Genomic DNA, 22158 nt, shown 5'->3' with positions numbered 1-22158 from the left:
TTGGAAATTTTGTTTCGTCCCACTACAGTCTGAGGAAATAAACTATGGATCCGTTAGTCGCTTCTGCTTCTGTGTTGGCTGCTGCTCTGGCTATTGGTTTGGCCTCCCTAGGCCCTGGCATCGGTCAAGGGAATGCCTCGGGTCAAGCCGTTGAAGGTATTGCGCGGCAACCAGAAGCGGAAGGTAAAATTCGGGGTACATTGCTGCTGACCCTTGCCTTTATGGAATCCCTGACGATTTACGGTCTGGTGATTGCTCTCGTGCTGCTGTTTGCTAACCCCTTTGCATCCTAAATAGCCCATGGTGGGGAAGGCGAGCTATGTGCGCTTTCCCCTTTTGTTCCGCCCCATTCTGGAGAGGCTGATGTTTGATTTTGATGCCACCCTACCCTTGATGGCTGTGCAGTTTTTAATTTTGACCGTCATTTTGAATGCGCTGCTGTATAAGCCGTTGGGTCAGGCACTGGACAATCGGGATGAGTACATCCGCACCAATTTGCAACAGGCCAAGGAGCGGCTGCAACAGGCCACCGAGCTAGCCAATCAGTACGAACAGGAATTGGCATATACCCGCCGTGAAGCCCAAGCGATCATTGAAGAGGCACGGGCAGAGGCACAAAAAATTGCCACGGCTGAAATTGCAGCAGCACAGCAGGCCCTACAGGCAGAGTTAATGAAGGCTCAAGCAGAGATTGATCAGCAAAAGCAGGCGACACTGCAGGCGCTCGAAGGTCAAGTGAGCAGCTTGAGTGAGCAGTTGTTAGCCAAGTTACTGGCCTAGGAGTTTGGGTCATGGACGCAGTAATTTTAATGGCAACGGAAGAGGTAGGGCATTTTGGCTTAAACACCAATTTGCTCGAAACCAATGTGATTAACCTTGCCATCATTATTGGGGTACTGGTTTATTTTGGTCGTGGTCTGCTGGGCAAAACCCTTGGCGATCGCCAGCAACAAATTGCAACGGCGATTGCAGAGGCGGAAGAACGCCAACGCACCGCAGCAGCTCGCTTGGCTCAGGAGCAGCAGAAGCTAGCCCAAGCAAAGGAGGAGGCAGCGCGTATTCGCGAAGCGGCGTTGGTTCGTGCCAAGGCAGCCAAAGAAGAACTGATCGCCAAGGCACAGCAGGAAATTGAGCGCTTGAAACAAACGGCCTCTCAAGACACCAGTGCGGCAACGGAGCGGGCGATCGCCGAGATCCGTGAGCGCATTACCGCCCTTGCCCTAGCTCAAGCGGAGCAGCAGCTCAAAGAGCGCTTGAGTCACGATGCCGAGCTTCAGCGCACCCTTGTTGATCGCAGTATTGCCCTACTAGGAGGCAAATGATGCAGACCACCATCCGTGGTGAACTTGTCGAACCCTACGCCGAAGCCCTACTGTCTTTGGCGCAGTCGCACAATCTCGCTGATCAGTTTCAGCAGGATAGCGGTTTGATTTTAGACCTACTGGCCGCCTCAGCGGAACTGCAAGAGTTTTTAGCCAACCCGCTCATTAATCCTGATGCTAAAAAGAACGTCCTGCGGCAGCTGACCGTGGATAAGGTACATGGCTATTTTCTCAATTTCCTCATGCTGCTGGTGGATCGGCGGCGCATTAATCTGTTAGCTGCCATTTGTCAGCAGTACCGCGCCCTGCTGCGCAAACTCCGCAATATTGTTTTGGCGGAAGTGATCAGTGCTGTAGAACTGACGGAGCAGCAACGCCACGCAGTTGTGGAGAAGGTAAAAACCATGACCGGTGCCGCTGATGTTGAACTGGCGATCGCCATCGACCCTGAACTCCTTGGTGGTGTGGTGATTAAAGTTGGCTCACAAATTTTTGATGCCAGCCTGCGCGGGCAGCTACGGCGCTTAAGTGTCAGCTTGGCACAACCGGTGTAACTCTTTTTGTACCTTTTTGTAAACTGTCTAACCCTTGAGAGCAATTCCTATGGTAAGCATCAGACCCGATGAAATCAGCAGCATTATTCGTCAGCAAATTGAGCAGTACGAGCAATCGATCAACGTCGATAACGTGGGTACTGTGCTACAGGTGGGCGACGGTATTGCCCGCGTCTATGGCCTTGATAAAGTGATGGCCTCAGAACTAGTGGAATTTGAAGACGGTACGGTGGGTATCGCCCTCAACCTCGAAGAAGATAACGTTGGGGTGGTGCTGATGGGGGCTGGCCTAGGCATTGAGGAAGGCAGTACGGTTCGTGCCACCGGTAAAATTGCCTCGGTTCCAGTGGGTGAGGCCGTCATTGGCCGTGTGGTGGATGCTCTGATGCGTCCCATTGACGGCAAAGGCGAGATTCACGCTACTGCAACCCGCTTGCTAGAGTCCCCCGCCCCCGGGATTGTGCAGCGCAAGTCGGTCTGCGAACCCCTGCAAACTGGCATTACCGCCATTGATGCCATGATTCCCATCGGTCGTGGCCAGCGGGAGTTAATCATTGGCGATCGCCAAACTGGGAAAACAGCCGTGGCAATCGATACGATCCTGAACCAAAAAGGTCAGGACGTGATCTGTGTCTATGTCGCTATTGGCCAAAAGGCCTCCAGCGTTGCCCAAGTGGTGAATGTTCTGCGGGAACGGGGTGCCCTTGACTACACCATTGTTGTCGCAGCCAACGCCAGTGACCCTGCTGCCTTGCAGTACTTAGCTCCCTACACCGGTGCTAGCATTGCTGAGTACTTTATGTATCAAGGCAAGCATACCCTAGTGATCTACGATGATCTCTCGAAACAAGCGCAGGCTTACCGGCAAATGTCATTGTTACTGCGTCGTCCCCCCGGTCGCGAAGCCTATCCGGGGGATGTGTTCTACCTCCACTCTCGTCTATTAGAGCGCGCCGCCAAACTCAATGACGCCCTAGGGGGTGGCAGTATGACCGCACTACCAATTGTGGAAACCCAAGCGGGCGACGTGTCTGCCTATATCCCCACCAACGTGATTTCCATTACCGATGGCCAGATTTTCTTGTCGTCTGACCTGTTTAATGCGGGTTTGCGACCTGCGATTAATGCGGGTATTTCTGTGTCTCGGGTGGGTTCGGCAGCACAAATTAAGGCAATGAAGCAGGTGGCTGGCAAACTCAAACTAGAACTTGCGCAGTTTGACGAACTCCAAGCCTTTGCGCAATTTGCCTCTGACTTAGATAAAGCAACCCAGAATCAACTGGCGCGGGGTCAGCGGTTACGGGAAATCCTCAAGCAGCCCCAGTACTCGCCCATTCCGGTGGAGTACCAAGTTGCGACCATCTATGCAGGCACCAATGGCTATTTGGACGATATTCCCGTTGAAGCCGTGGCTAAGTTTGTCGCTGGCCTGCGGGATTATTTGGCAACAAGTAAACCACAGTACGGTGAAGCGGTACGCAGTAGCCAAAAACTCGACGAAACCGCAGAAGCTCTGCTCAAAGAGGCGATCGCCGAATATAAAGCAGGCTTTACTGCCTAGGTTCCTCCACAATTAGCTGAGGGAGTGCGGGGGTAGATACGCCCTGCACTGTACCGTCGAGAGGCAGTCAGTACGGGATACAGATACCCCCGTGCCAATTGCAGACTAGCAGACGAAACGAGACACCCGCACGCCAACTAGGCGCGTTTACTCAACACGGGGGTGGCTTTCTTGTAGTGGCCAGCTCCTGTAGGGTCACTTGCCCTTAACACTGCGGCGGTGCTACTGCGGGGCACGTCCCGAGAAGACCCTTGAGGGGGCGATAGCAGGGTTTTGAGGATCACTACGCTAGCAATGGCAATTAAGAAGTAACCAAATGCTTGTTGAAGTTTTTGGGTGGAGACTCGCTGTCCCCAGTAGCTTCCTAGCAAGGAGCCAAGGGCTGCGGCAAGGGTTAATGTCAGCGTCAGGCGTGGATCGAGTGTTACAGTTCCTAAGTAGCCCCATACCCCAGCCACAGAATTCGCTGCAATAATTAGTAGCGATGTGCCAATTGCCTGCCGCATAGGAATTTTACCCAGTAGCACCAGGGCTGGCACAATGGCAAAGCCACCTCCCACCCCAACTAATCCGGTGAGAAGTCCTACCCCTAGCCCCTCGGTAGGCAGCCAAAGCCAGCAGTATTTGCAGGCAGGCGGGCGATAGAGTTGGCTTTCTAGGGTGACCTCTGGAGGCATCAATTCGGGTGGGGTGGAGCGTTGCTGCCGCCGAATCATTAAAAAGGCAGCGATCATCATGGTGCTGGCAAAGAGTAACAGCTGCACGGTGTCGGTAATCAAGGGCAGGGCAGCCAGTCGTGCCCCTAGGTAGGCACCAAGCATTGTGGCGGAGCCAAACACAAGAGCTAATCGCAGATTCACGTAGCCCCGTCGCCATTGGGGAATGGCCGCTAAGAGGCTGACACTGCCAACGATCACCAATGTCATGGCGATCGCCACCTTGGTTGGAATACCCATGACATAGACCAGAACCGGCAAGGCCAAGACAGACCCACCGCCCCCTAAAAGCCCTAAACTCAGACCGATGGCGATCGCTAACCCATGCCCCAGCCAATACCCTAACATCGCCTACTTCCTGCGCGGGCGATTCATGGGCAGAAGCGCAAGGAGCCGCGCCAAGGCGCACGTGTTTGTAATGCCTGCAAACAGTAGGCCAGCCCCGACAAATCCTGAGAGGAGAAAGAAGCCGGGATTCACCGTAAAGCCAGCGATCACCCCCACAAGGATCAGGCTGCCAGCCACAATTTGCACTTGGCGCATGAGGCTGATGGGGGCAGTACTGCCACCGTACCCCGCCTGCTGCCATGCCTGAAAGCCACCCTGCAATTCCCTGAGGTTGCTTAGCCCTTTCGCCTGGAGTATTTCCCACGCTAGGTGTGAGCGGCGACCCGACTGACAATAGAGAACAATGGGGATATTGAGGGTAGGCAGGTGAAGGTCTTGGACATCAGCCAGAGGGCAAAGTAAGGCACCGGGAATATGGCCACTGGCGTACTCGTTGGGTTCACGCACATCAATCAGCAGCAGGTCGCGATCGGCAAGTGCCCGATGCAGTTCCGCAGCGGTGATGAGGGTTGGCGTAGGGGTGATGGTCATGATGTCCTCCTATGTCTTAAAACGGATAGCGTAGGTTCAAGTTAGATAGCTAAACCGCCGCAACGGCTAAGCCACAACGTTCATTGGCCGGTACGGCTTCCATCATTTTTTGTGGGTTGGGCAGGTTCAGGCTGGCCATAAATTCAATAAATTGCTGGCGATCGCGCCCAACAAAGCGAGGGTTAAACCGTTTCTCTTCACCAATCGTGGACACAGTAAAGCCGCGATAATCATGGCCGGGATATACAAGGGTGTCGTCTGCAAGGCTAAAGAGGCGTTGGGTAACGGCATCGTAGAGAGCACCCGCATCGCCACTTTGAAAATCGGTGCGGCCACAACCGCGAATGAACAGCGAGTCTCCTGTGAGTAGGTGGTTGCCATTCACCAAGAAGGCTAGATGACTATCGGTATGGCCAAGGGTGGCGATCGCCTGAATGGGAATAGCCCCGACGTAAATTGTCTCTTGATCCTGCAAGAAACCGTCTGCACAGTCCACCTTGGCATTTTGGGGGACGAGGGTACGACAGCCCGTGTGCTCTCGCAGTTTTCCTGCACCAGTAATGTGATCCGCATGAACGTGGGTTTCTAAGCAATAGCGCAGTTTTAAGCCCAACTGCTCAATCAACAACAGGTCCCGATCCACCTGCTCCAAAACACTATCCACCAGCGCTGCTTCGCTCGTGGCTGGGTCAGCAATCAGGTAAGAATAGGTCCAAGTGGCTTGGTCAAATAATTGCCGGAATAACATGTGCAACTCCCTATAGACCCTCGGTAAATCTTAAGCGATCCTGTGCAAGGATAACTAATATGATTATATAACCAAATAGTTGAATAATGTCAAGGCGTAGAGGGGACGCTCCAACCCATAAGCGGCCATGGCAGCTAGACCTAACTACCGTCCCGATGTGAACCTGAAATGTCGAAGCTGTAACATTGTCAGCAGAAGCTAACAAAAGGACGGCAAAACAAGAATACCTCTATGAGCGAGGGGGCGATCGCCCTTAAAATTGAAAGTAGCAGATAAAAATGCAGGACAGCAATGCAACAATGTCCTGCAATTGCGTGTAGGGAGTGAACGTAGCTTAGGTATCCCACCATAACCAATAATTTAGCGCAGGCAAGCTATGGACGTTAAGCCTTCAGTTCAATCCTTGACGGAACAAGATGTCATTCAACGCCAAGCCGTCAGCCAACTCCTGCGAGCACGCTTACGAGCCACTGCAGGGGTCACCATCAGCGATGCCCCCCTCCCCATGGCCACCCCCAATCCCATGGGGTTATCTCCCCTAAAGCTGCCAACCCACTCCAATAACGATCAAACACCGGCCACGTGACTTACCGCTATTGAATCAACGATTACAACAGCAGCTTCCTACCCAACAGATTGCCCAATTGTTTTTCATTGTTTAAACGGGAATAGTTGCAAGCATTTTCCTTGTAAGGATTTTAGGAAGTTTAATCGTGGATCTTTAGTGACACCAAAAATCGTAATAACTTGATACTCTCCTAAATCGGAAACCCAGACAGGAGATGGTTTTCCAGTTGAACCGCAAAGTCTTTCGTCGTAATTCCCATTATGTTTGAGCTTAGGATCGTGTAACAGTGAGAGACCATAGGGTTTTTCTCCTCGACTATCACCACTACAGATGACAATGCGGCAGTTTCCATCAAGTACCTCTAACCAATCTTCAGAAGTAACAGTAGTAACAGTTCCTGCACTCAGTAATTGAGGGTGTTGACTATTAATTTTCTTGCCGGTTAAATAGGCGATCGCTTCATAAATAGAACGCAAGTTTCTCTGGAATAGATCCCGAAAACCCTTCTCGTCTTCAGGCAATTGCCACAGGTCAGTCTTTTCATTAACCTTCCTCTTCAGGGGGAAGGCGATCGAATGGAAACACACCTTTTAACTCATGCACGCTGCCGTCGTCTAGACCCTTCCTCTTCAGGGGGAAGGCGATCGAATGGAAACGTATCACCCAGCTTGTGCCGTTAAACCCACCTCCTTTTAAACCTTCCTCTTCAGGGGGAAGGCGATCGAATGGAAACGAGCGGAACGATCACGCTGTTGCGCCCTATCCATGCGCCTAGCCTTCCTCTTCAGGGGGAAGGCGATCGAATGGAAACTCCACCAAACACTTGGATATTGGCAAAGGCACAAACAGGTGAGGCATGACCCACCCGAATGGCTTGGTTGGGTTCGCCTTTACCACAGAAGGGGGTGCCGAACATCTCTGTTGTCGTTGCATCCCCAACCGCAATGAGGTTATGCCAGAAGTCAGGGGTGGTGCCGCGATAATTAGGGTTACGCACGGTGCGCGTTAGGCGACCCTGTTCAATGAGCTTGGCATACTCACAACCAAACTGAAACTTCAGGCGATAGTCATCAATAGACCACGAGCGATTAGCTTCCATATAGATTCCCGATTCAATCCCCGCAATCATGTCCTCAAAGCTGGTGTGCCCCGGCTCAATGTTCAGGTTTGCCATGCGATCAATGGGGGGGCGGTTCCACGAACTAGCCCGCGCATTTGCTACCCCCACTACCCCAGCCCGCTGCTGGCTTTCAAGGCTACCTAGCCCGCGCAGCAAGCGCCCTTCTTTAATCAGGTAGGTGCGCTCTGCGGCTGCGCCAATATCATCAAAGGCATAACTGGCAAGTTCACCGGTGACGTTCGGGTCAAAGGTGACGTTCAGTAATGGCGATCCGTACTGGCGCTGACCAAAATCCTCTAGCCGAATAAAGCTACTGCCTGCGTAATTGCGCTCATCTCCAAGAATACGATCCAACTCGAGGGGATGGCCAATGCTCTCGTGAATTTGCAACATCATCTGATCGGGCGCCAAAACGAGGGTTGTGGTGACTTCGGGGCACTCGGGTGCGCTCAACAGTTCCACCGCCTGCTCGCCAATATAACGGGCGCGATCGCTCATCGCCTGCAGCTCAACCCACTCTAGGCCGCCTTGATAGCAGCGAGCCAGCCACCCGTGATCGGTGCGCTGCTGCACCACCCCCGCTGCTTGGGCGGTGGCACTCATATCCGTGAGCACTTGGTAAAATTGCTGCTCAACGGCACTGCCATCACTGGTAAGCCATTGGCTGGTTGTCTCCACCGTCTGCACAAAGGCACGAGTTTGGACAATCGCATCGGCCACTTTGAGGTCTTGGCACAGCCGCACCAACAGATCGCTCACCTCCCTAGGTGATAAGCGATCAAAGGGTTGCTGTTGGGGCGATCGGTAGGTTCCTTGGGCAACCCCCCGCGCCGCCCTCGTAAAGCCAAAAAGTTGCCATGGGGCTGCTGCCTTGGCTTGGTTGTAGGCCTTACGAATGGCATCATGAATGGCGGCGGGTGCCAATTGGGCAGTGGCAGCGTAACCAAACTGGCCATTCACCAGAACGTCCACCATCACCCCCCGCTGGCGTACCCTTTGGTTCATGTCTGGCTGACCATCCCGGGCACTGCGGGTTATCAGTGTTTCATCAACGTAGCGCAGCCCTAGCCAATCGACAGGCACATCCACTTGGTTCAACACAGCCGCTAAATTGGGTTCTGCCATCATGAGTGCGTGCTAGCTTAGAGTTTGGCAACAGTTCGAGTGTATTCTAAATGCTAACAGCGTTTACGGCAGGCCTCACCCTAATTACCATCTCCGAGTTAGGGGATAAAACCTTCTTTATTGGGATGATCTTGGCTGCCCGGCACCCCAAGCGGTGGGTATTTATTGGAGTGTGGACTGCCCTTATTGTCATGACCTTGCTCTCAATCGCCGTAGGTAAGGTGTTTAGCCTGCTGCCCAAGGCGTTTACGTTTTATGCTGCCATTGGTCTGTTCACTATCTTTGGCCTGAAAATGTTGATTCACGGCTGGCGTATGGCTGATAGCCCCTGCGAAGATGAATGTGAAGCAGCGGCGGAAACCGTTGAGAAAGCTGAGGCCAACCTCAGTCGCTGGGGCAATAATCCCATCTGGGCCACAGTTGTTGAAGCCTTTAGCCTGACGTTTGTCGCTGAATGGGGCGATCGCACCCAAATTAGCACGATTACCCTTGCCGCCACCTATAATCCGTGGGGAGTAGCCCTAGGAGCCATTGCGGGGCATGGCATTTGTGCGCTCATTGCCGTTCTGGGGGGTAGCTTGATTGCCGGCAGGATTTCAGAACGAACCCTAACCTTGGGGGGGGCGCCCTGTTTTTGGTGTTTGCAATTGTGACAGCGGTTCAAGGCTTACCGGGAGCTTAAGGGAATGGCTAACCCATTTTGGGCAGAATTAAGGTGGTTACTGGGGGTCTTTTTGGCCTCCTTGGGGATAGCCGTTGGCCTGAAGACAGTGGCACCCCTCTATCCGTTACCACCGACGTTAGGCGTGATCTTGGCTCTGGTGCTGTTTCCTAGCCTTGTGATGGCTGTTGTCTTGGTGCGGCTCAACCAAGGCGATAACCAAACCCCCTGACCGTTAGGATATACTCGGGATGACTAGGATCCACTTCAATTTTTTCTCGTAGCCAGCGAATGTGAACATCCACGGTTTTGCTGTCACCAATAAAATCGTGCCCCCACACCTGATCTAACAACTGCTCCCGTGACCACACCCGGCGTGGCTGGCGCATAAATAGCTCCAGTAGCTTGTACTCTTTGGGGGATAAACTCACCTCTTCTCCCCGTAAGGTCACACGGCACTCCTGAGGATACAGGCACAGTTCCTGAAACCGCAGCACCGGCGGTGAAGCAAAGTGCTGAGGCTGAACCCGTCGTAACAGCGCTCGACAGCGAGCCACCATTTCGCGCATACCAAAGGGCTTTGAGAGGTAATCATCAGCACCAATTTCTAGACCGACTACCCGATCAATTTCACTTCCTTTGGCACTGATCATCAGAATCGGTACGGTACACCCTTCACGCCGAATCAGGCGACAGAGATCCAAGCCGCTTACCCCCGGCAGCATCAAATCCAAAATAATTAAGTCTATGGCTGGGTTCAGGTCTGCATGAGACCTAAAAAGATGGGAGTTAATGAGACTCAGTGCCTCATGACCATCCGTTGCTGTAATTGTCTGAAAACCCTCATCCTGAAGGGCAAGAACTAACGTTTCTCGAATTAAATCTTCATCTTCAATCACTAAAATGTGTGCGATCGCTGGCGGTACGTGGGATACAGGTGCATCAACCACAGTCTCAAGGGAAAGCATAGAAAAACCTGAATACTGCCCAGTTGCCTCAATTCTACCACCCTGTTTTGAAGGTAAAGGGGCTGACCCCCTCGCCCCTTATTTTCTGCGCGGATCCACTAGCCCACGTCGCTGACATAGCGCAGCAAAATCCCCCGCTGACCAATGATGAAGCCTTGCTGCGGGCTAAAAAAGAGAATCTTATAAAAATTGGAGGGCACCTGTTTCACATCCATATCTTGCTGCCACGTTTGGCCGCCATCAAAACTACAGAGCAGCACACCACTCCCTCCCGCCAACCATATTTCTTCGGGGGTACGGTAGGCGAGATCTAGCAGCCCAACACTATTGCGCCGCAGGGGACTCAGTAGCTCCCCCCATTCATCGGGGTTTTGGGGGTCAGAAAAGGCAATTTTGCCACCATTGACAATCATCCACAGAGCGCCGTTGGGCGTAAAGCCCATATTATGAACCCGCCGTGAACTGGTGCGGTTATGGGGTTCCCATGCTGCTTGCCCCGGCTGCCACGTCGAGTAAAAGCTACCCCGCGAAGACACAGCCACATATTCGCCAGCCGGCGAGCGATTCAGGTTACGCATCACGCCGATGGCTTCTTGTACAAGCGCCTGCCAGTTTTTGCCCCCATCTTGGCTGCGGTAGATAGCACCGACATCCGTCATCATTTCCGCTTGGCCGTTGCTCAGCGCCTTAATGAAGCGGGGTGCTCCTGGGAGTTTGGGGCTAAGGGGAATTTGATTCCACGACTGACCGCCATCCTCCGTATGCAGCATAATTGGCGGCTCACCAACAATCCAGCCTTCATTCCCCTTAAAGCTGACACTGTTAAAGCGGTAGTCTGGGTTATCTAACACAAGGGTGCGGGGTTCCCACGTCCGGCCACCATCACGAGTTTCCATCAGGGTAGCGTTAGCCCCTACCAGCCAGCCATGGTTGGCATCAATAAAACTAATATCGAGAATTGTCGACGTGGTGGGCAGTTGCAGCGCCTCCCACGGGTTGTACTCAAGGCTAGGAACCGCAAGGGCATGGGCTGTCAGAGATAGCCACAGTGCCACCATGATCAGTACGCTACGGGTGAGCTTGGTTATATTTTGACGGTGGGAATGAATTTGCTTAGCGAACATTATAGAAACTCAGTAGAAAAAGAAAAGCAATGGCAAGACCACCAAAGATCAGTAGGTTTTTTTGGCCGGGGGTCAGGGTATTGACCCCAAAGCCATAGTTTAAGTTTTCCTTGAACCCTGAGGGGGAACCCACCGGTCCGATATTACTAAACTGCTTTTTGGGAGCACCACACACTGGACAGCGCCAGGTAATGGGCAAGTCGGCAAAGGCAGTGCCCACTGCAATGGCACGGGTGCTATCCCCTTTAGCAGGTTCGTAAACGTAGCCGCAGGCGCGACACTCAAACCGATCCAGCAGGGTATCGTCAGGGGTTTCGGTTGTCATACCACAGAATTCTTAAGATTTGCGACATACATCTTAATATTACGTTATTAGGGATCATTTCCTAGTCCCCCATAGTTCAGATCCAGAGGAAATGAGGAAATATTGAGCCAGTATGTAACAAAGCCGTAGTCTTAGGAAATATAAAAAAAAGATTAGAGAATCCTGATCTCTCCGAGAAGTGATGCCAAAATCAAGGATATTGAAATGAGGTCAGCGTATATAGACCTTAACCTTAAATCTCCTTTAATAAGTTGTAAGGTGTCAGCTTCTATTTTATTTTAGGAGCTGGCATCTTACTTATGGATGCATAGGTTCTTATTTTTTAGGCACAGTTTGTAGGTGCAGTCCTTGGCCGTCAGCCTCCATTCTCAAGACTCTTGGCGGTATGCCTATCCTCCCTTGCAAGCAGGTGTTCTGTGTCGGCGCTACAAGCGTTTTTTTGCCGAGATTGAGTTGAGCAGTGGCGATCGCATCGTTGCTCACTGTCCCAATACAGGCCCGATGACGGGTATTTGTGAAGTGGGGGCACCTGTGCAGGTCTCCTATCATCCCGATCCAAGACGCAAGCTGGCTTATACATGGGAAATGATTTTTGTCGATGGCACATGGGTAGGGGTGAACACAGGGTTACCCAACAAGGTCATAGCCTCTGCCTTAGCCGCGGGGAAACTGCCTGAGTTGGCGGGGTATGCCAACCACCAGCGGGAAGTTCCCTACGGTCAGGAGCGTAGCCGTATCGACTTTTTCTTGACAGGGCACCCGCAGCAGCCCCCAGCCTATGTGGAGGTCAAAAATACAACATGGGCGCGCTCTGGCTTAGCCCTATTTCCAGATACCGTCACCACCCGGGGGCAGAAACATTTGCGGGAACTGCAATGGCTGCGCCAAACTCAGCCGCAGGCTCGCGTGTGCATGGTGTACTTTATTAACCGTGGTGATTGCGATCGCTTTGCCCCTGGGGATAGTGCTGACCCCACCTATGGTGAGCTGTTGCGCACAGCGGTAGCCATGGGGGTTGAGGTGCTACCCTATCGCTTTGCCATAAGCCCTGCGGGGATTGACTTTTTAGGGACGGCAAAGTTAACTCTCTGTAACAGAAGTATTACGACGGCCAAGGTGCTTGAGTAAGAGTGGCACACTGAAATTAACCTAATGCATTGTGAGCAGTAGCCATGACGAATCCCCAAACGCCCCCACCCCGTGTTCCCAATACACCACCTATGCCACCGCCACGTCCTGCGGGAAGCACTCCGGCCATGCCGCCCCAAGGTGCCCCCCCGCAAGGGATGCCGCCGCGCCCGATGCCGCCCCAAGGCGTTCCCCCGCAGGGGATGCCACCGCGCCCGATGCCCCCCCAAGGCGTTCCCCCGCAGGGGATGCCACCGCGCCCGGTGCCGCCCCAAGGCGTTCCTCCGCAGGGGATACCACCACGCCCGATGCCGCCCCAAGGGGTTCCCCCGCAAGGGATGCCACAGCAAATGGTTCCCACTCAGTCCATGCCCACCCCCGCAGCACGGATTTCGGGGCCGACGATGGAGCAGTTAGTGCGGGAAGCCTTTGAGCATGGTTACTCTGATATTCATGTTGGTGTTGGTGAGGCACCACGGTTTCGCGATCGCGGCAAGCTAGAAGTGACTAACTACCCTGTTACCGATGAAGAAACCTTTAATTACTGGTTAAACGAGTTGCTCTCACCGCAGCAAATTGAGCAGTTTCGTACCCATTTAGAGTACGACGGTGCTTACCAGTATGAAGGCATGTGTCGGGTACGGATCAACATTTTTGTGGCGCTGAAGGGGCCGGCCATGGTGCTGCGGCTAATTCCGGTAAAAATTCTCACCCTTGAGCAATTGAACTTGCCACCAGTCTTTAAGGATTTATGTCACTACCATAAGGGGTTAATTTTGGTGACTGGCCCCACGGGTTCTGGTAAGTCCACCACCCTTGCGGCAATGGTGGATTTTATCAATACAGAAATGCCCAAGCATATTATTTCCATTGAAGACCCGATAGAATTTGTTCACCAAAGTCGGCGAGCCATGATTCGCCAGCGGGAGGTGGGTATTCATACCCTTAAATTTGATAATGCCCTCAAAGCCTCTCTACGGGAAGACCCAGATATTATCCTGATTGGGGAGATGCGCGATCGCGAAACGGTCAATACGGCTCTCAAAGCCGCCCAAACAGGTCACTTAGTCTTTGGTACGTTGCACACTAACAGTGCTGTAAAAACCATCGAGCGGATTCTCAACCTCTATAACCCTGATGAACAGGGGCCGATGCGGATGCAGGTGGCAGAGTCACTGGTGGCCGTGATTGCCCAAGCCTTGGTGCGCACCACCGATGGTAAGCGGGCAGCCATTCATGAAATCATGATCAACACCGATGCCATCAAAGACTACATTTTGCGTGGGGAAGTGGAACAAATTGAGGCGATTATTCCCCAATGTACCTATGATGGGATGTGTACCATGAACCAGTGCCTCTACGAACTCTACGAGGCCGGGCGCATTGATGAGGAAACGGCGATTGAAAACTCGCCCAAGCCCAATGAAATGGCACAAATCCTGCGGGGTCGCGTGTAGGGGGACTCCTTCTGCGATCGGGGCTGCTGCGGCAATGGTTCAATAAGGTTGTGATCAGGCCAATACTATACAAAGGGCTTGCCCTGTTGACTCCTGGTCAGGATGTGGTGTTCTGTCGCGATAGCACCAAGCAAGGGCACTGGCACCAAGACCTTTGTCATGCGCTGCAGCAACTCCTCGATCTGCGGGAGCCACCGTTATTTCTCGTCCCCTGCTACAGTGCTGCGGTTGATTACTGGTTTGACGAGGAGCAACAACTGTTACGGGTGGCAGCGGAGGTCTATCCGTTAGCATGGCCGCACCGCCCGCTGCTAGATGCTCTTTTTGCCTTGCCAGATCAAAAAACACTGCTGTGGCAATTGGTGGAGGATCCGCAACATCCGTGCGATCGCCTTGCCATTGAGTCTTATCGTGCCGATTTCCCGCAACTGTGGGAGCATCACCACCTGGTCTATGATTTGCGGCAGGCCTCCCCCGCCAGTAGTTTTGTTCCCCGCCGCACCGAACCAGACCGCTATGTCTTGCGCCTTTACGTGGCAAGTGAAACCAGTGCGGTGGAGCATGCCCTAAAAAATCTCCATACCCTTCTCAGTCAGTGTTTAACGGTTCCCTATACCCTTAAGGTTGTAGATGTTACAAAGCAACCAGAGTTTGCCGAAGAAGATCAGGTGACGGCTACCCCCACATTGGTGCGGGTACACCCTAGACCCGTCCGGCGCTTAGTGGGGCATCTTGACGATCGCGATCGAGTCCAACGACTATTGACACCCTAAATTCCGACGACCACAACGGTCACATTGTCACGGCCACCATGGTTTTTAGCGGCATGGACCAGCGCCGCGGCCGCTTTTTCCACATTTGGCTCGCTGAGGTAAATACTAATCACGTCATCGGTGAGTTCTTCGGTGAGACCATCGGTACACAGCAGCAGGCGATCGCCCGGCTCCAGATCAATGGGTTGAATATCAATTTGGCTTAAATCTTCCCGTCCCAAACACTGGGAGAGCACATGCCGCCATGGATGCTGCCGTGCCTGCTCAAGGGTTAAGCTGCCCAACTGTACTGCTTGGGCAATCCAGGTGTGATCTTGGGTAATTTGGCGCAGTTCATCCCTACGCCAGCGGTAAATGCGTGAATCCCCTACGTGGGCACACCATGCCCCATCCCGACTGTCATCTAACAACACCACAACTGCCGTAGTGCCCATATCCGCACGACCAGCATTTTGCTGCTGCTGTTCCACAATGGCCTCATTGGCGGCCAGAAAGGCTTGACGCAACAGCGTGACTGGGTCGTACTCTAACTCTTGCAAGTGAGCGTCTAAATACTGATAAATGTGCTCTACCGCTAGACGGCTAGCCTCTTCTCCGCCTGCGTGTCCTCCCATTCCATCAGCAACAATGAAAAAACGATGATTCTTTTCGTCAATGTAAAAAGCATCTTGATTACTTTTACGAATGAGACCACAGTCTGTTAAGCCAGCAACGTCCATGACCCTCCTATTCCGGGCTGTATTCTAAAACATTTTTTCATACTTATCGAGTTTAAGCATGAGTCGCCAATAGAGGATACCCAACCATACCGCTAAGGCGGCTGCCACACCCGCTAACAAAATATACTGGTTGACCAGTAGAATCGTTGCCGCCAGTGAAAAGCTGCCAATGAGAACAACGTAGTTTAAGCCTAAATTAATATTACTTAAGCGTCGTAAAATGCGGTCGCTTTCACTAGAGCGTACCCGTAGCCGTAGATCTCCATTTTCCAGTTTATCGAGCACTTCGTCGAGGCGACGGGGCAGGCCAATGGCACTGGTGCCCACTTGGGCAGCTTGGCGGCTGATCTCGGAAAAGAGACTGCCATTGTTGGGGTCTGAGAAATTTCCGTTGGTCATCAGTTCACTCGCAAAGGGTTGAGCAACTTGCATAAAGTTAAAGTCTTGGTCGAGTCCTTTGCCTACCCCTTCTAGGGTCGAAAATGCTCGCATGACAAAGGTAAAGGTAGCGGGAAAGCGAAACGGTTGATCGTAGGCAATTTCGTAGAGATCATCGCTAATTTGGGCAACGGACTGCACCTCGAAGGGTTGATCCATAAAGTTGTCTAGAAGATATTGAATCGAGCGACGCACCGGCCCTATGTCCCCAGTGGGAACCAACGCCCCCAACTCAATTAGGGACTGTACCACCTGCTCACCATCCCGCTGGGCAATACTCAAAAATGTTCTGAGTAATTTGTCGCGGGTGACCGCTTGGATGCGACCCATCATACCAAAGTCATAGAAAATCAGTTGGCCGCCGGGGCTAACGGCAATATTGCCCGGATGGGGGTCAGCGTGAAAGAAGCCATCGTTGAGCACTTGGTAGAGGTAGGCTTTGGCCCCTAGCTCAGCTAAGCGCTTGCGGTCTAATCCTGCTGCCTCAAGCGCCTCGTAGTGACTAATTTTAATTCCGGGCAAGTATTCAAGGGTGAGTACCCGCAGTGAGGTATACCGCCAATAGACCCGCGGAACACAGACCCACTCGCGATCCCGAAAGTTACGCCGAAAAGTATCGGCGTTACGTCCCTCGTTGAGGTAGTCAATCTCCTCGTAAAGGATGCGGCAGCACTCCTCATAAATGCCCATCCAGTCGCGACCTTGCCCCCATTTGGGATGGTTTTGGAAATACCGGGTAATGCCTTTGAGAATGGCCAGATCAATGTCGAAGAGTTGCCGTAATCCGGGGCGCTGTACTTTGACCACGACTTCTTCGCCAGAGACAAGTTGGGCTTTGTGAACTTGGCCGAGGCTGGCAGCGGCCATGGGAATGGGGTCAAAGCTGCGGAAGAGTTCGGGAATGCGGCGGCCAAAGTCTTCGTAGATGATTTTTTCTACAAGGTCGTAGCTAAAGGCGGGCACCCGATCCTGAAGCTTACTGAGTTCTTCGACGTATTCGGTGGGAAAGAGATCGGCGCGGGTGGAGAAGAGTTGCCCGAGTTTAATAAAGGTTGGGCCTAGGTCGAGAAAGGTTTCCCGAATCCAGATGGCTTGGGCGCGACGGCGAGCGGCGCGTTTGGCATCGGTCATCCCCCCCAGTAACTCCATGCCTTTCCCAACAGCCAGCGACCGCCCAGAAATCGCCAGACAAAGAACCAAATATCAAAAAAGCGGCGAGTCTTCGAGTAGTGTTCTCGATTCCACCGATAGGATTTGCCTGTGGGCATAAAGGTAACCGAAGCTGGAGTTGACACGCGGCGTTCTGTAGTGGGTGATCTCAACAAATTGTAACGAATCCCTTGTGAATCGCGAAGAATCATCGTCAATGGCCTCCTAGAGGGCATAGCGATCGCGCCCCATGCCGAGGGCAAAGCGTAGGGAATCCGGTATATTTTTGCTGCTAGCGGTTAAAAAGACGGTTAGCCCTAGCAAACTAAACCCTGCGGCCATGCGAAAGAGAATGCGGTAGCCGAGGGGCACAATTAAGACCCCGAGCAGCGGTCCTGCCAAGGCCATCCCTAGGTCAAACCCGCCGAGGCTAAGGCTGAGGACTCGTCCCCGCTCGTTAGGATGGGAGCGATCGGCCATTAAGGCCGCCACCATGGGAATGAGTACGCCACCGGCTAATCCTTCAAGGATGGCTGCCCACAAAAGGTCTAAGGGTGTTTCGGCTTGGGCCAGTAACACCATAGACACGACGTAACACACCAGACTACTGGAGATGAAAATGCCGCGTCCCCAGCGATCGGAGGCTGAGCCGGTGGCCACCCGCCCCATAAAGCTGGCGATCGCCGCGGCGGTGTAGAACACGCCAGCAGAGAGATCGATCCGTTCGGCAGCAATAAAGAGGGGAATAAAGGTGGCAATCGTGCCGAAGGTGAGACCCACGCTGAGCATCACTAGGGTGGGAATCCGCAACCGCTCTGAGAGCAAGAGTCGCCAAAATAGGGGTTTGGAATGGTTATCAGTAGCGATCCCCTCTGAGGTTAGGGCAACGGGGCGAACCCCCGCCGCCGCAATGATTCCCAAGGTCGCTAAGGCGCTGGCCACGACAAAGACCCAGTTATCGCCATAGGCGTGCTGAAGCCAACTGCCCAAACTCGGCCCCACGGCCACCCCAATGGGATGGACTAAGCTGGTGTAACCAATGATTTCCCCGCGATGGCGAGGTGGGGCAATATCGGTCACGAGCGCCATGTAACCTGTGGTAAAGCCTGCGATGCTTACACCATGCAGGAGGCGCACCGCAATCAGGAGGGGCACATTATGACTGACCATGTAAAAAAGGGGGGCGATCGCCGCTACCGCCAAGCCAATCAAGAGCGTAATTTTGCGCCCGCGGTTGTCCGCCAATGGGCCTAGCCACGACCGAGAAACGATTAAGCCAACAGCAAAGGCACCCATGACAATCCCCACTTGGTGGGGGCTGCCTCCTTGGGCAGCAATGTATAGGGGCAGTGTCGGCAGCAGTGCTGCAATGCTCGACCAAAATAACAGCCCCGCTAGCAAGACCTTCAGGAGGGTATGCCGCAGCGGTGGGGGTAACTTCATCAGAACAATCACGGATCCCCCTAGTTAACAAAACGTTACATTTTCAATTCTAACGAATGGGATCAAAAGGGGAGTTCTCCTTGATCTGGTACTGCGGCGGTCTGTGGGTCGTATAGTGGACTTTTGCGCAAGCCAACCGCAATTTTGCTGTGCTTTTCAATTTGTTGCATCACCTGCCGTGCCCGCTGAATTACGACGGGAGGCAAGCCCGCTAAACGCCCTGCTTCGATCCCATAGGAGCGATCGGCACCACCAGGTTTCACTTGGTGCAGAAAAATAATTTCCTCCGGTAGTTCCTTCACCACCACTTGGAAGTTGGCCACGTTTGGCAACAGCGAGGCCAGTTGATTCAGTTCGTGGTAGTGGGTGGCAAAAATCGTACGCGATCGCAGCGTTGTCGCCAAATATTCTGCCACAGACCACGCGATCGCCAAGCCATCAAACGTAGCGGTACCGCGACCAATTTCATCGAGCAAGACCAACGACTGCGACCCCGCATGGTTAAGAATGTTGGCGGTTTCGTTCATTTCCACCATAAAGGTGGATTGGCCGGTCGCCAGATCATCAACAGCCCCCACGCGGGTAAAGATGCGATCGCAAAGGCCAAGGGTGGCGCGGGTGGCAGGCACATAGCTGCCCATTTGCGCCAGCAGTTGAATGAGTCCGACTTGCCGCAGATAACAACTTTTGCCGCTGGCATTGGGGCCGGTCAGGATCATTAAGTCTGCCTTATCCCCCAGCCGTGTCTCATTGGGAACAAAGAACCCAGCAGGCAGCAGTTGCTCGACCACGGGATGACGACCCGCGCAAATCTCAAGCCGCCGATCTAGGGTCATCTGGGGGCGGCAGTAGCCTTGGTACAGTGCCACCTCTGCCAGACTGAGGAGGGCATCCGCTGCGGCCACCGCGGCGGCAAGGGTTCGAATCGTTGCAGCATGGGCGGCAACCTGCTCACGCAACTGCACAAAGTACTGGTACTCTAGCTCAAAAAGGTGGCTTTGCGCCCCCATCAAGCGGGCTTCGCGCTCCTTCAGTTCAGCGGTAATAAAGCGCTCTTCATTGGTGAGGGTTTGCTTGCGGATGTAGGTGTCGGGGACTTGGCTCACCTTAGCACGGGAGACACTGAGGTAGTAGCCCGAAACTTTGGTATAGCCCACTTTGAGGGTGGGAATACCCGTGCGTTCGCGTTCTTGAGCTTCGAGATTGAGAATCCACTGCTGATCCTGCTCAATTTGCAGGCGTTGCTGATCGAGATCGGGATACGCGCCACTGCGGATAATTCCTCCCTCAGTCGAGCTGATGGGGGGCTGCTCCACAAGGGCAGCGGCTAGGGTTTCCCCTAACTGTTCAATCTCAGCGGGCACCGTTGCTAGGGCACACAGGTAGGGAGAGTGTACCTCCTTCAGAGCCGCCGCAAGGGACACTAAGGTGCGAAATGAATCCCGCAACGCTGCCAGATCGCGGGGATTCGCCGTTCCAGAGCCAGCCCGTCCTGCGAGTCGCTCGAGATCGTAAATTTCTTGAAGATGGCGGTGGAGAGTTTGCCGCAGGCCACTGTTGGCCATTAACTCAGCGATAGCATCATGGCGGGCGGTAATCTGTTCTAGATCGAGTAAGGGTTGCAGCAGCCAACGCCGCAGGAGCCGCCCTCCCATGGCCGTCGTGGTGCGATCAATCGCCCACAGCAAGGAGCCTTGAAAGCTCCCATCACGAACGGTTTGGGTGAGCTCGAGGTTACGGCGGGTTTGCGGATCTAAGAAGAGGTACTCCTGTAGGGAATAGGTGCTCAGGTTTTGCAGGGGGACGGTTTGCTGGCGATGGGTTTCGTCTAAATAGGCCAGTAGCCCACCAGCGGCACGGGTGGCAAGGGTGAGATGCTCGCAGCCAAAGCCTTCAAGGGACTTCACCTGAAAGCGCTGACACAAGCGTTGCCGTGCTTCAGCGGCATGAAAGTCGTGGGGCGATCGCAGGGTGTAGCACCAGTGGTTGGGTAAGTCTGCTGGCAGGTGCTCTTTGGCCTCGTGGGGGCGCAGCAGGCGGTTGAGGTCGGGTGCCTCACTGGGAATCAGGACTTCTGCGGGTTGGAGGCGATTTAGCTCGGCAACTAAATCGGCGCGATCGCCCCCCTGGGTGGTACAAAATTCCCCCGTTGAGACATCAGCATAGGCGAGCCCCCAGTGATGGCCTGAGAGAATCACCGCTGCTAGAAAATTATTGCGGCGGGGTTGGAGTAATTCGCTATCTAAAACGGTGCCCGGAGTAAACACATGGGTTACTTCCCGCTTGACAAGTCCTTGGGCTTGCGCCGGATCTTCGACTTGATCGCAGATGGCAATGGCATAGCCCTTTTCAATGAGGGTGCGGCAATAGCGCTCTAGGGCATGGTGTGGAATCCCCGCCATGGCAACTCGCCCAACCTCTTTGCCCCCCTCTTTCCCTGTTAGAACCAGTTCTAGTTCGCGGGCAACGGTACAGGCATCCTGAAAAAACGTTTCGTAAAAGTCACCGACGCGGTACAGCAGCAACGCTTGGGGATAAGCATCCTTCAGATCGGCGTAGTGCTGTAGCATGGGGGTCAGCAACGAACGCTCAACTTCATCATGGCGCACTTGTAGTCCCGGATTGCGCCCCAGCCGCAGGGTCGGTGCATCTATTTCAGTATGGGGTAATCGGCGATCGCCACTGTCAGACATGAAACCCTTAGGACACAACCTGTAACTGCTGATAAATCAAAGGATACATCATTCCCCAAATCGCCTCTTGGGCATTCGTGAGGGTATGGTCACTGTCAAGTTCGACACGGCTCACCCAAGGCCGCCCTTCATTGTAGTGGCGACTGGCCGCCACTGAAATGACATCATCCGCAGTGCCGTGGAAAATGAGCGTTGGTACCGGACGTTGTAAGGCTGCGTCATCATAGGTTTGCAGATCTTCGACAAACCCATAGCTCAAGGGCAGCCACCGCTGTTCAGTGTAATGATAGACCGCCAACGAGCCAGTACGCTGCCACTGGTGAAGCTGAGACCCCAGACGTGGTAGCCACTGCGCCGCAAACTCAAAGGCCGGCGCCAGCAAAAATAACTGCTTGACTTGGGGGCAGCGTTGCGCCACCCATGCCGCCGTCAAGCCACCAAAACTAGAACCAATCAGCGTTACTAGTTCGTCCTGCCGCAGCAGAGAGATCACCTGCTGAATTTGACGACTCAGGCTCAGGTGAAAAAAATCCCCCTGATTCAAGTCGGGCGTGAGCAGGGACAGCCCCAGCTCCCGGAAGCGATCGCTAAAGTACTGTGCTTTACTAGAGCGAGGTGACGAGGCAAACCCATGCAGATAAATATATTGCATTCAATCTCCCTTACTAGAGCAGCACACGTAGGTAA

22 protein-coding genes and 2 pseudogenes are annotated in these 22158 nt (G+C 53.5%); 11 read left to right on the top strand and 13 right to left on the bottom strand.

Translation table 11 applies throughout. The features are described from left to right. Positions 1-44 precede the first annotated feature (44 nt). The 5 genes from atpE (at position 45) to atpA (ending at position 3437) form a co-directional block, all read left to right on the top strand. Complete coding sequence (gene atpE / locus BRW62_RS01430; RefSeq protein ID WP_009767951.1) at positions 45-293, top strand: ATP synthase F0 subunit C; 249 nt, start codon at positions 45-47, stop codon at positions 291-293. A gap of 70 nt (positions 294-363) precedes the next feature. Beyond that, positions 364-780, top strand: a complete 417-nt coding sequence (locus BRW62_RS01425) for a F0F1 ATP synthase subunit B' (RefSeq protein ID WP_099799786.1) — start codon at positions 364-366, stop codon at positions 778-780. Between the two features lie 11 nt (positions 781-791). Beyond that, positions 792-1322, top strand: coding sequence for a F0F1 ATP synthase subunit B (locus BRW62_RS01420; RefSeq protein WP_099797830.1), 531 nt, complete (start codon positions 792-794; stop codon positions 1320-1322). Continuing rightward, entirely contained in the window at positions 1319-1876 is a 558-nt protein-coding gene (gene atpH / locus BRW62_RS01415; protein ID WP_099797828.1) for an ATP synthase F1 subunit delta, read from the top strand. The genes BRW62_RS01420 and atpH overlap by 4 nt, the downstream gene beginning before the upstream one ends. A gap of 49 nt (positions 1877-1925) precedes the next feature. After that, positions 1926-3437, top strand: a complete 1512-nt coding sequence (gene atpA / locus BRW62_RS01410) for a F0F1 ATP synthase subunit alpha (RefSeq protein WP_099797826.1) — start codon at positions 1926-1928, stop codon at positions 3435-3437. 137 nt (positions 3438-3574) lie between these two features. On the opposite strand, the gene BRW62_RS01405 is transcribed toward atpA, so the two are convergent. Genes BRW62_RS01405 through BRW62_RS01395 form a run of 3 tightly spaced genes read right to left on the bottom strand, consistent with a single transcriptional unit; the run spans position 3575 to position 5780 of the window. Beyond that, positions 3575-4501, bottom strand: a complete 927-nt coding sequence (locus BRW62_RS01405; RefSeq protein WP_099797821.1) for a sulfite exporter TauE/SafE family protein — start codon at positions 4499-4501, stop codon at positions 3575-3577. 3 nt (positions 4502-4504) lie between these two features. Further along, positions 4505-5032: a rhodanese-like domain-containing protein gene (locus BRW62_RS01400; RefSeq protein WP_099797820.1), complete on the bottom strand. Its 528-nt coding sequence runs from the start codon at positions 5030-5032 to the stop codon at positions 4505-4507. A 49-nt stretch (positions 5033-5081) separates the two neighbouring features. Further along, positions 5082-5780, bottom strand: a complete 699-nt coding sequence (locus tag BRW62_RS01395) for an MBL fold metallo-hydrolase (protein WP_099797818.1) — start codon at positions 5778-5780, stop codon at positions 5082-5084. A 403-nt stretch (positions 5781-6183) separates the two neighbouring features. Between BRW62_RS01395 and BRW62_RS01390 the strand changes: the two genes are divergently transcribed. Continuing rightward, on the top strand, positions 6184-6366 hold the full coding sequence (locus BRW62_RS01390) for a hypothetical protein (RefSeq protein ID WP_157768304.1): 183 nt from the start codon (positions 6184-6186) through the stop codon (positions 6364-6366). Positions 6367-6431: 65 nt separating this feature from the next. Here the strand turns inward: BRW62_RS01390 and BRW62_RS12995 are convergent, their stop codons facing one another. Next, positions 6432-6869 (bottom strand): hypothetical protein, encoded by a 438-nt coding sequence (locus tag BRW62_RS12995; RefSeq protein WP_157768303.1) that lies wholly within the window; start codon positions 6867-6869, stop codon positions 6432-6434. A 263-nt stretch (positions 6870-7132) separates the two neighbouring features. After that, complete coding sequence (locus BRW62_RS15430) at positions 7133-8593, bottom strand: TldD/PmbA family protein (protein WP_404935769.1); 1461 nt, start codon at positions 8591-8593, stop codon at positions 7133-7135. A gap of 50 nt (positions 8594-8643) precedes the next feature. Between BRW62_RS15430 and BRW62_RS01380 the strand changes: the two are divergent. Both BRW62_RS01380 and BRW62_RS01375 read left to right on the top strand, forming a co-directional pair. Continuing rightward, positions 8644-9275: pseudogene (locus BRW62_RS01380) on the top strand (TMEM165/GDT1 family protein). Between the two features lie 4 nt (positions 9276-9279). After that, positions 9280-9486 carry a hypothetical protein gene (locus BRW62_RS01375; RefSeq protein WP_099797813.1) on the top strand — a complete coding sequence of 69 codons (207 nt, stop codon included), beginning with the start codon at positions 9280-9282 and terminating at the stop codon, positions 9484-9486. Here BRW62_RS01375 and BRW62_RS01370 read toward each other — a convergent pair. The 3 genes from BRW62_RS01370 to BRW62_RS01360 form a co-directional block, all read right to left on the bottom strand. Beyond that, positions 9458-10222, bottom strand: a complete 765-nt coding sequence (locus BRW62_RS01370) for a winged helix-turn-helix domain-containing protein (protein WP_099797812.1) — start codon at positions 10220-10222, stop codon at positions 9458-9460. The two genes, BRW62_RS01375 and BRW62_RS01370, sit on opposite strands and share 29 nt — an antisense overlap. A 98-nt stretch (positions 10223-10320) precedes the next feature. Then, a complete protein-coding gene (locus BRW62_RS01365; protein WP_099797810.1) occupies positions 10321-11346 on the bottom strand; it encodes a photosynthesis system II assembly factor Ycf48 in 1026 nt (341 codons plus the stop codon). Further along, on the bottom strand, positions 11336-11671 hold the full coding sequence (locus tag BRW62_RS01360; protein ID WP_099797808.1) for a rubredoxin: 336 nt from the start codon (positions 11669-11671) through the stop codon (positions 11336-11338). Before BRW62_RS01360 ends, BRW62_RS01365 begins: the two co-directional genes overlap by 11 nt. Positions 11672-12019: 348 nt before the next feature. Between BRW62_RS01360 and sfsA the strand changes: the two genes are divergently transcribed. The 3 genes from sfsA to BRW62_RS01345 all read left to right on the top strand — a co-directional run bounded on the left by sfsA (position 12020) and on the right by BRW62_RS01345 (position 15029). After that, a complete protein-coding gene (sfsA, locus tag BRW62_RS01355; RefSeq protein WP_099799785.1) occupies positions 12020-12799 on the top strand; it encodes a DNA/RNA nuclease SfsA in 780 nt (259 codons plus the stop codon). 44 nt (positions 12800-12843) lie between these two features. Continuing rightward, positions 12844-14256, top strand: a complete 1413-nt coding sequence (locus BRW62_RS01350; protein WP_099797806.1) for a type IV pilus twitching motility protein PilT — start codon at positions 12844-12846, stop codon at positions 14254-14256. A gap of 86 nt (positions 14257-14342) precedes the next feature. After that, positions 14343-15029 (top strand): circadian clock KaiB family protein, encoded by a 687-nt coding sequence (locus tag BRW62_RS01345; protein ID WP_227517490.1) that lies wholly within the window; start codon positions 14343-14345, stop codon positions 15027-15029. On the opposite strand, the gene BRW62_RS01340 is transcribed toward BRW62_RS01345, so the two are convergent. The 5 genes and pseudogenes from BRW62_RS01340 to BRW62_RS01320 all read right to left on the bottom strand — a co-directional run bounded on the left by BRW62_RS01340 (position 15026) and on the right by BRW62_RS01320 (position 22123). After that, on the bottom strand, positions 15026-15748 hold the full coding sequence (locus BRW62_RS01340) for a Stp1/IreP family PP2C-type Ser/Thr phosphatase (RefSeq protein WP_099797802.1): 723 nt from the start codon (positions 15746-15748) through the stop codon (positions 15026-15028). The two genes, BRW62_RS01345 and BRW62_RS01340, sit on opposite strands and share 4 nt — an antisense overlap. A 24-nt stretch (positions 15749-15772) precedes the next feature. Continuing rightward, positions 15773-17454: pseudogene (locus BRW62_RS01335) on the bottom strand (ABC1 kinase family protein). A gap of 106 nt (positions 17455-17560) precedes the next feature. Continuing rightward, positions 17561-18778: an MFS transporter gene (locus BRW62_RS01330; protein ID WP_198406087.1), complete on the bottom strand. Its 1218-nt coding sequence runs from the start codon at positions 18776-18778 to the stop codon at positions 17561-17563. Positions 18779-18840: 62 nt separating this feature from the next. Further along, entirely contained in the window at positions 18841-21471 is a 2631-nt protein-coding gene (gene mutS, locus BRW62_RS01325) for a DNA mismatch repair protein MutS (RefSeq protein ID WP_099797798.1), read from the bottom strand. Positions 21472-21478: 7 nt separating this feature from the next. Further along, a complete protein-coding gene (locus BRW62_RS01320; RefSeq protein ID WP_099797796.1) occupies positions 21479-22123 on the bottom strand; it encodes a YqiA/YcfP family alpha/beta fold hydrolase in 645 nt (214 codons plus the stop codon). Between the last annotated feature and the right edge of the window lie 35 nt (positions 22124-22158).

This window comes from Thermostichus lividus PCC 6715 (assembly GCF_002754935.1).
In the GTDB taxonomy this organism is placed as follows: domain Bacteria; phylum Cyanobacteriota; class Cyanobacteriia; order Thermosynechococcales; family Thermosynechococcaceae; genus Thermosynechococcus; species Thermosynechococcus lividus.
The sequence above is the reverse complement of the archived record's forward strand: the minus strand, read 5'-3'. Positions and strand labels throughout refer to the sequence as shown.

Excerpts from the sequence above, each read along its gene's own strand:
- atpE (WP_009767951.1), top strand. The coding sequence starts at position 45 with ATGGATCCGTTAGTCGCTTCTGCTTCTGTGTTGGCTGCTGCTCTGGCT.
- BRW62_RS01425 (WP_099799786.1), top strand. The coding sequence starts at position 364 with ATGTTTGATTTTGATGCCACCCTACCCTTGATGGCTGTGCAGTTTTTA.
- BRW62_RS01420 (WP_099797830.1), top strand. The coding sequence starts at position 792 with ATGGACGCAGTAATTTTAATGGCAACGGAAGAGGTAGGGCATTTTGGC.
- atpH (WP_099797828.1), top strand. The coding sequence starts at position 1,319 with ATGATGCAGACCACCATCCGTGGTGAACTTGTCGAACCCTACGCCGAA.
- atpA (WP_099797826.1), top strand. The coding sequence starts at position 1,926 with ATGGTAAGCATCAGACCCGATGAAATCAGCAGCATTATTCGTCAGCAA.
- BRW62_RS01405 (WP_099797821.1), bottom strand. The coding sequence starts at position 4,501 with ATGTTAGGGTATTGGCTGGGGCATGGGTTAGCGATCGCCATCGGTCTG.
- BRW62_RS01400 (WP_099797820.1), bottom strand. The coding sequence starts at position 5,032 with ATGACCATCACCCCTACGCCAACCCTCATCACCGCTGCGGAACTGCAT.
- BRW62_RS01395 (WP_099797818.1), bottom strand. The coding sequence starts at position 5,780 with ATGTTATTCCGGCAATTATTTGACCAAGCCACTTGGACCTATTCTTAC.
- BRW62_RS15430 (WP_404935769.1), bottom strand. The coding sequence starts at position 8,593 with ATGGCAGAACCCAATTTAGCGGCTGTGTTGAACCAAGTGGATGTGCCT.
- BRW62_RS01375 (WP_099797813.1), top strand. The coding sequence starts at position 9,280 with ATGGCTAACCCATTTTGGGCAGAATTAAGGTGGTTACTGGGGGTCTTT.
- BRW62_RS01370 (WP_099797812.1), bottom strand. The coding sequence starts at position 10,222 with ATGCTTTCCCTTGAGACTGTGGTTGATGCACCTGTATCCCACGTACCG.
- BRW62_RS01365 (WP_099797810.1), bottom strand. The coding sequence starts at position 11,346 with ATGTTCGCTAAGCAAATTCATTCCCACCGTCAAAATATAACCAAGCTC.
- BRW62_RS01360 (WP_099797808.1), bottom strand. The coding sequence starts at position 11,671 with ATGACAACCGAAACCCCTGACGATACCCTGCTGGATCGGTTTGAGTGT.
- BRW62_RS01350 (WP_099797806.1), top strand. The coding sequence starts at position 12,844 with ATGACGAATCCCCAAACGCCCCCACCCCGTGTTCCCAATACACCACCT.
- BRW62_RS01340 (WP_099797802.1), bottom strand. The coding sequence starts at position 15,748 with ATGGACGTTGCTGGCTTAACAGACTGTGGTCTCATTCGTAAAAGTAAT.
- BRW62_RS01330 (WP_198406087.1), bottom strand. The coding sequence starts at position 18,778 with ATGAAGTTACCCCCACCGCTGCGGCATACCCTCCTGAAGGTCTTGCTA.
- mutS (WP_099797798.1), bottom strand. The coding sequence starts at position 21,471 with ATGTCTGACAGTGGCGATCGCCGATTACCCCATACTGAAATAGATGCA.
- BRW62_RS01320 (WP_099797796.1), bottom strand. The coding sequence starts at position 22,123 with ATGCAATATATTTATCTGCATGGGTTTGCCTCGTCACCTCGCTCTAGT.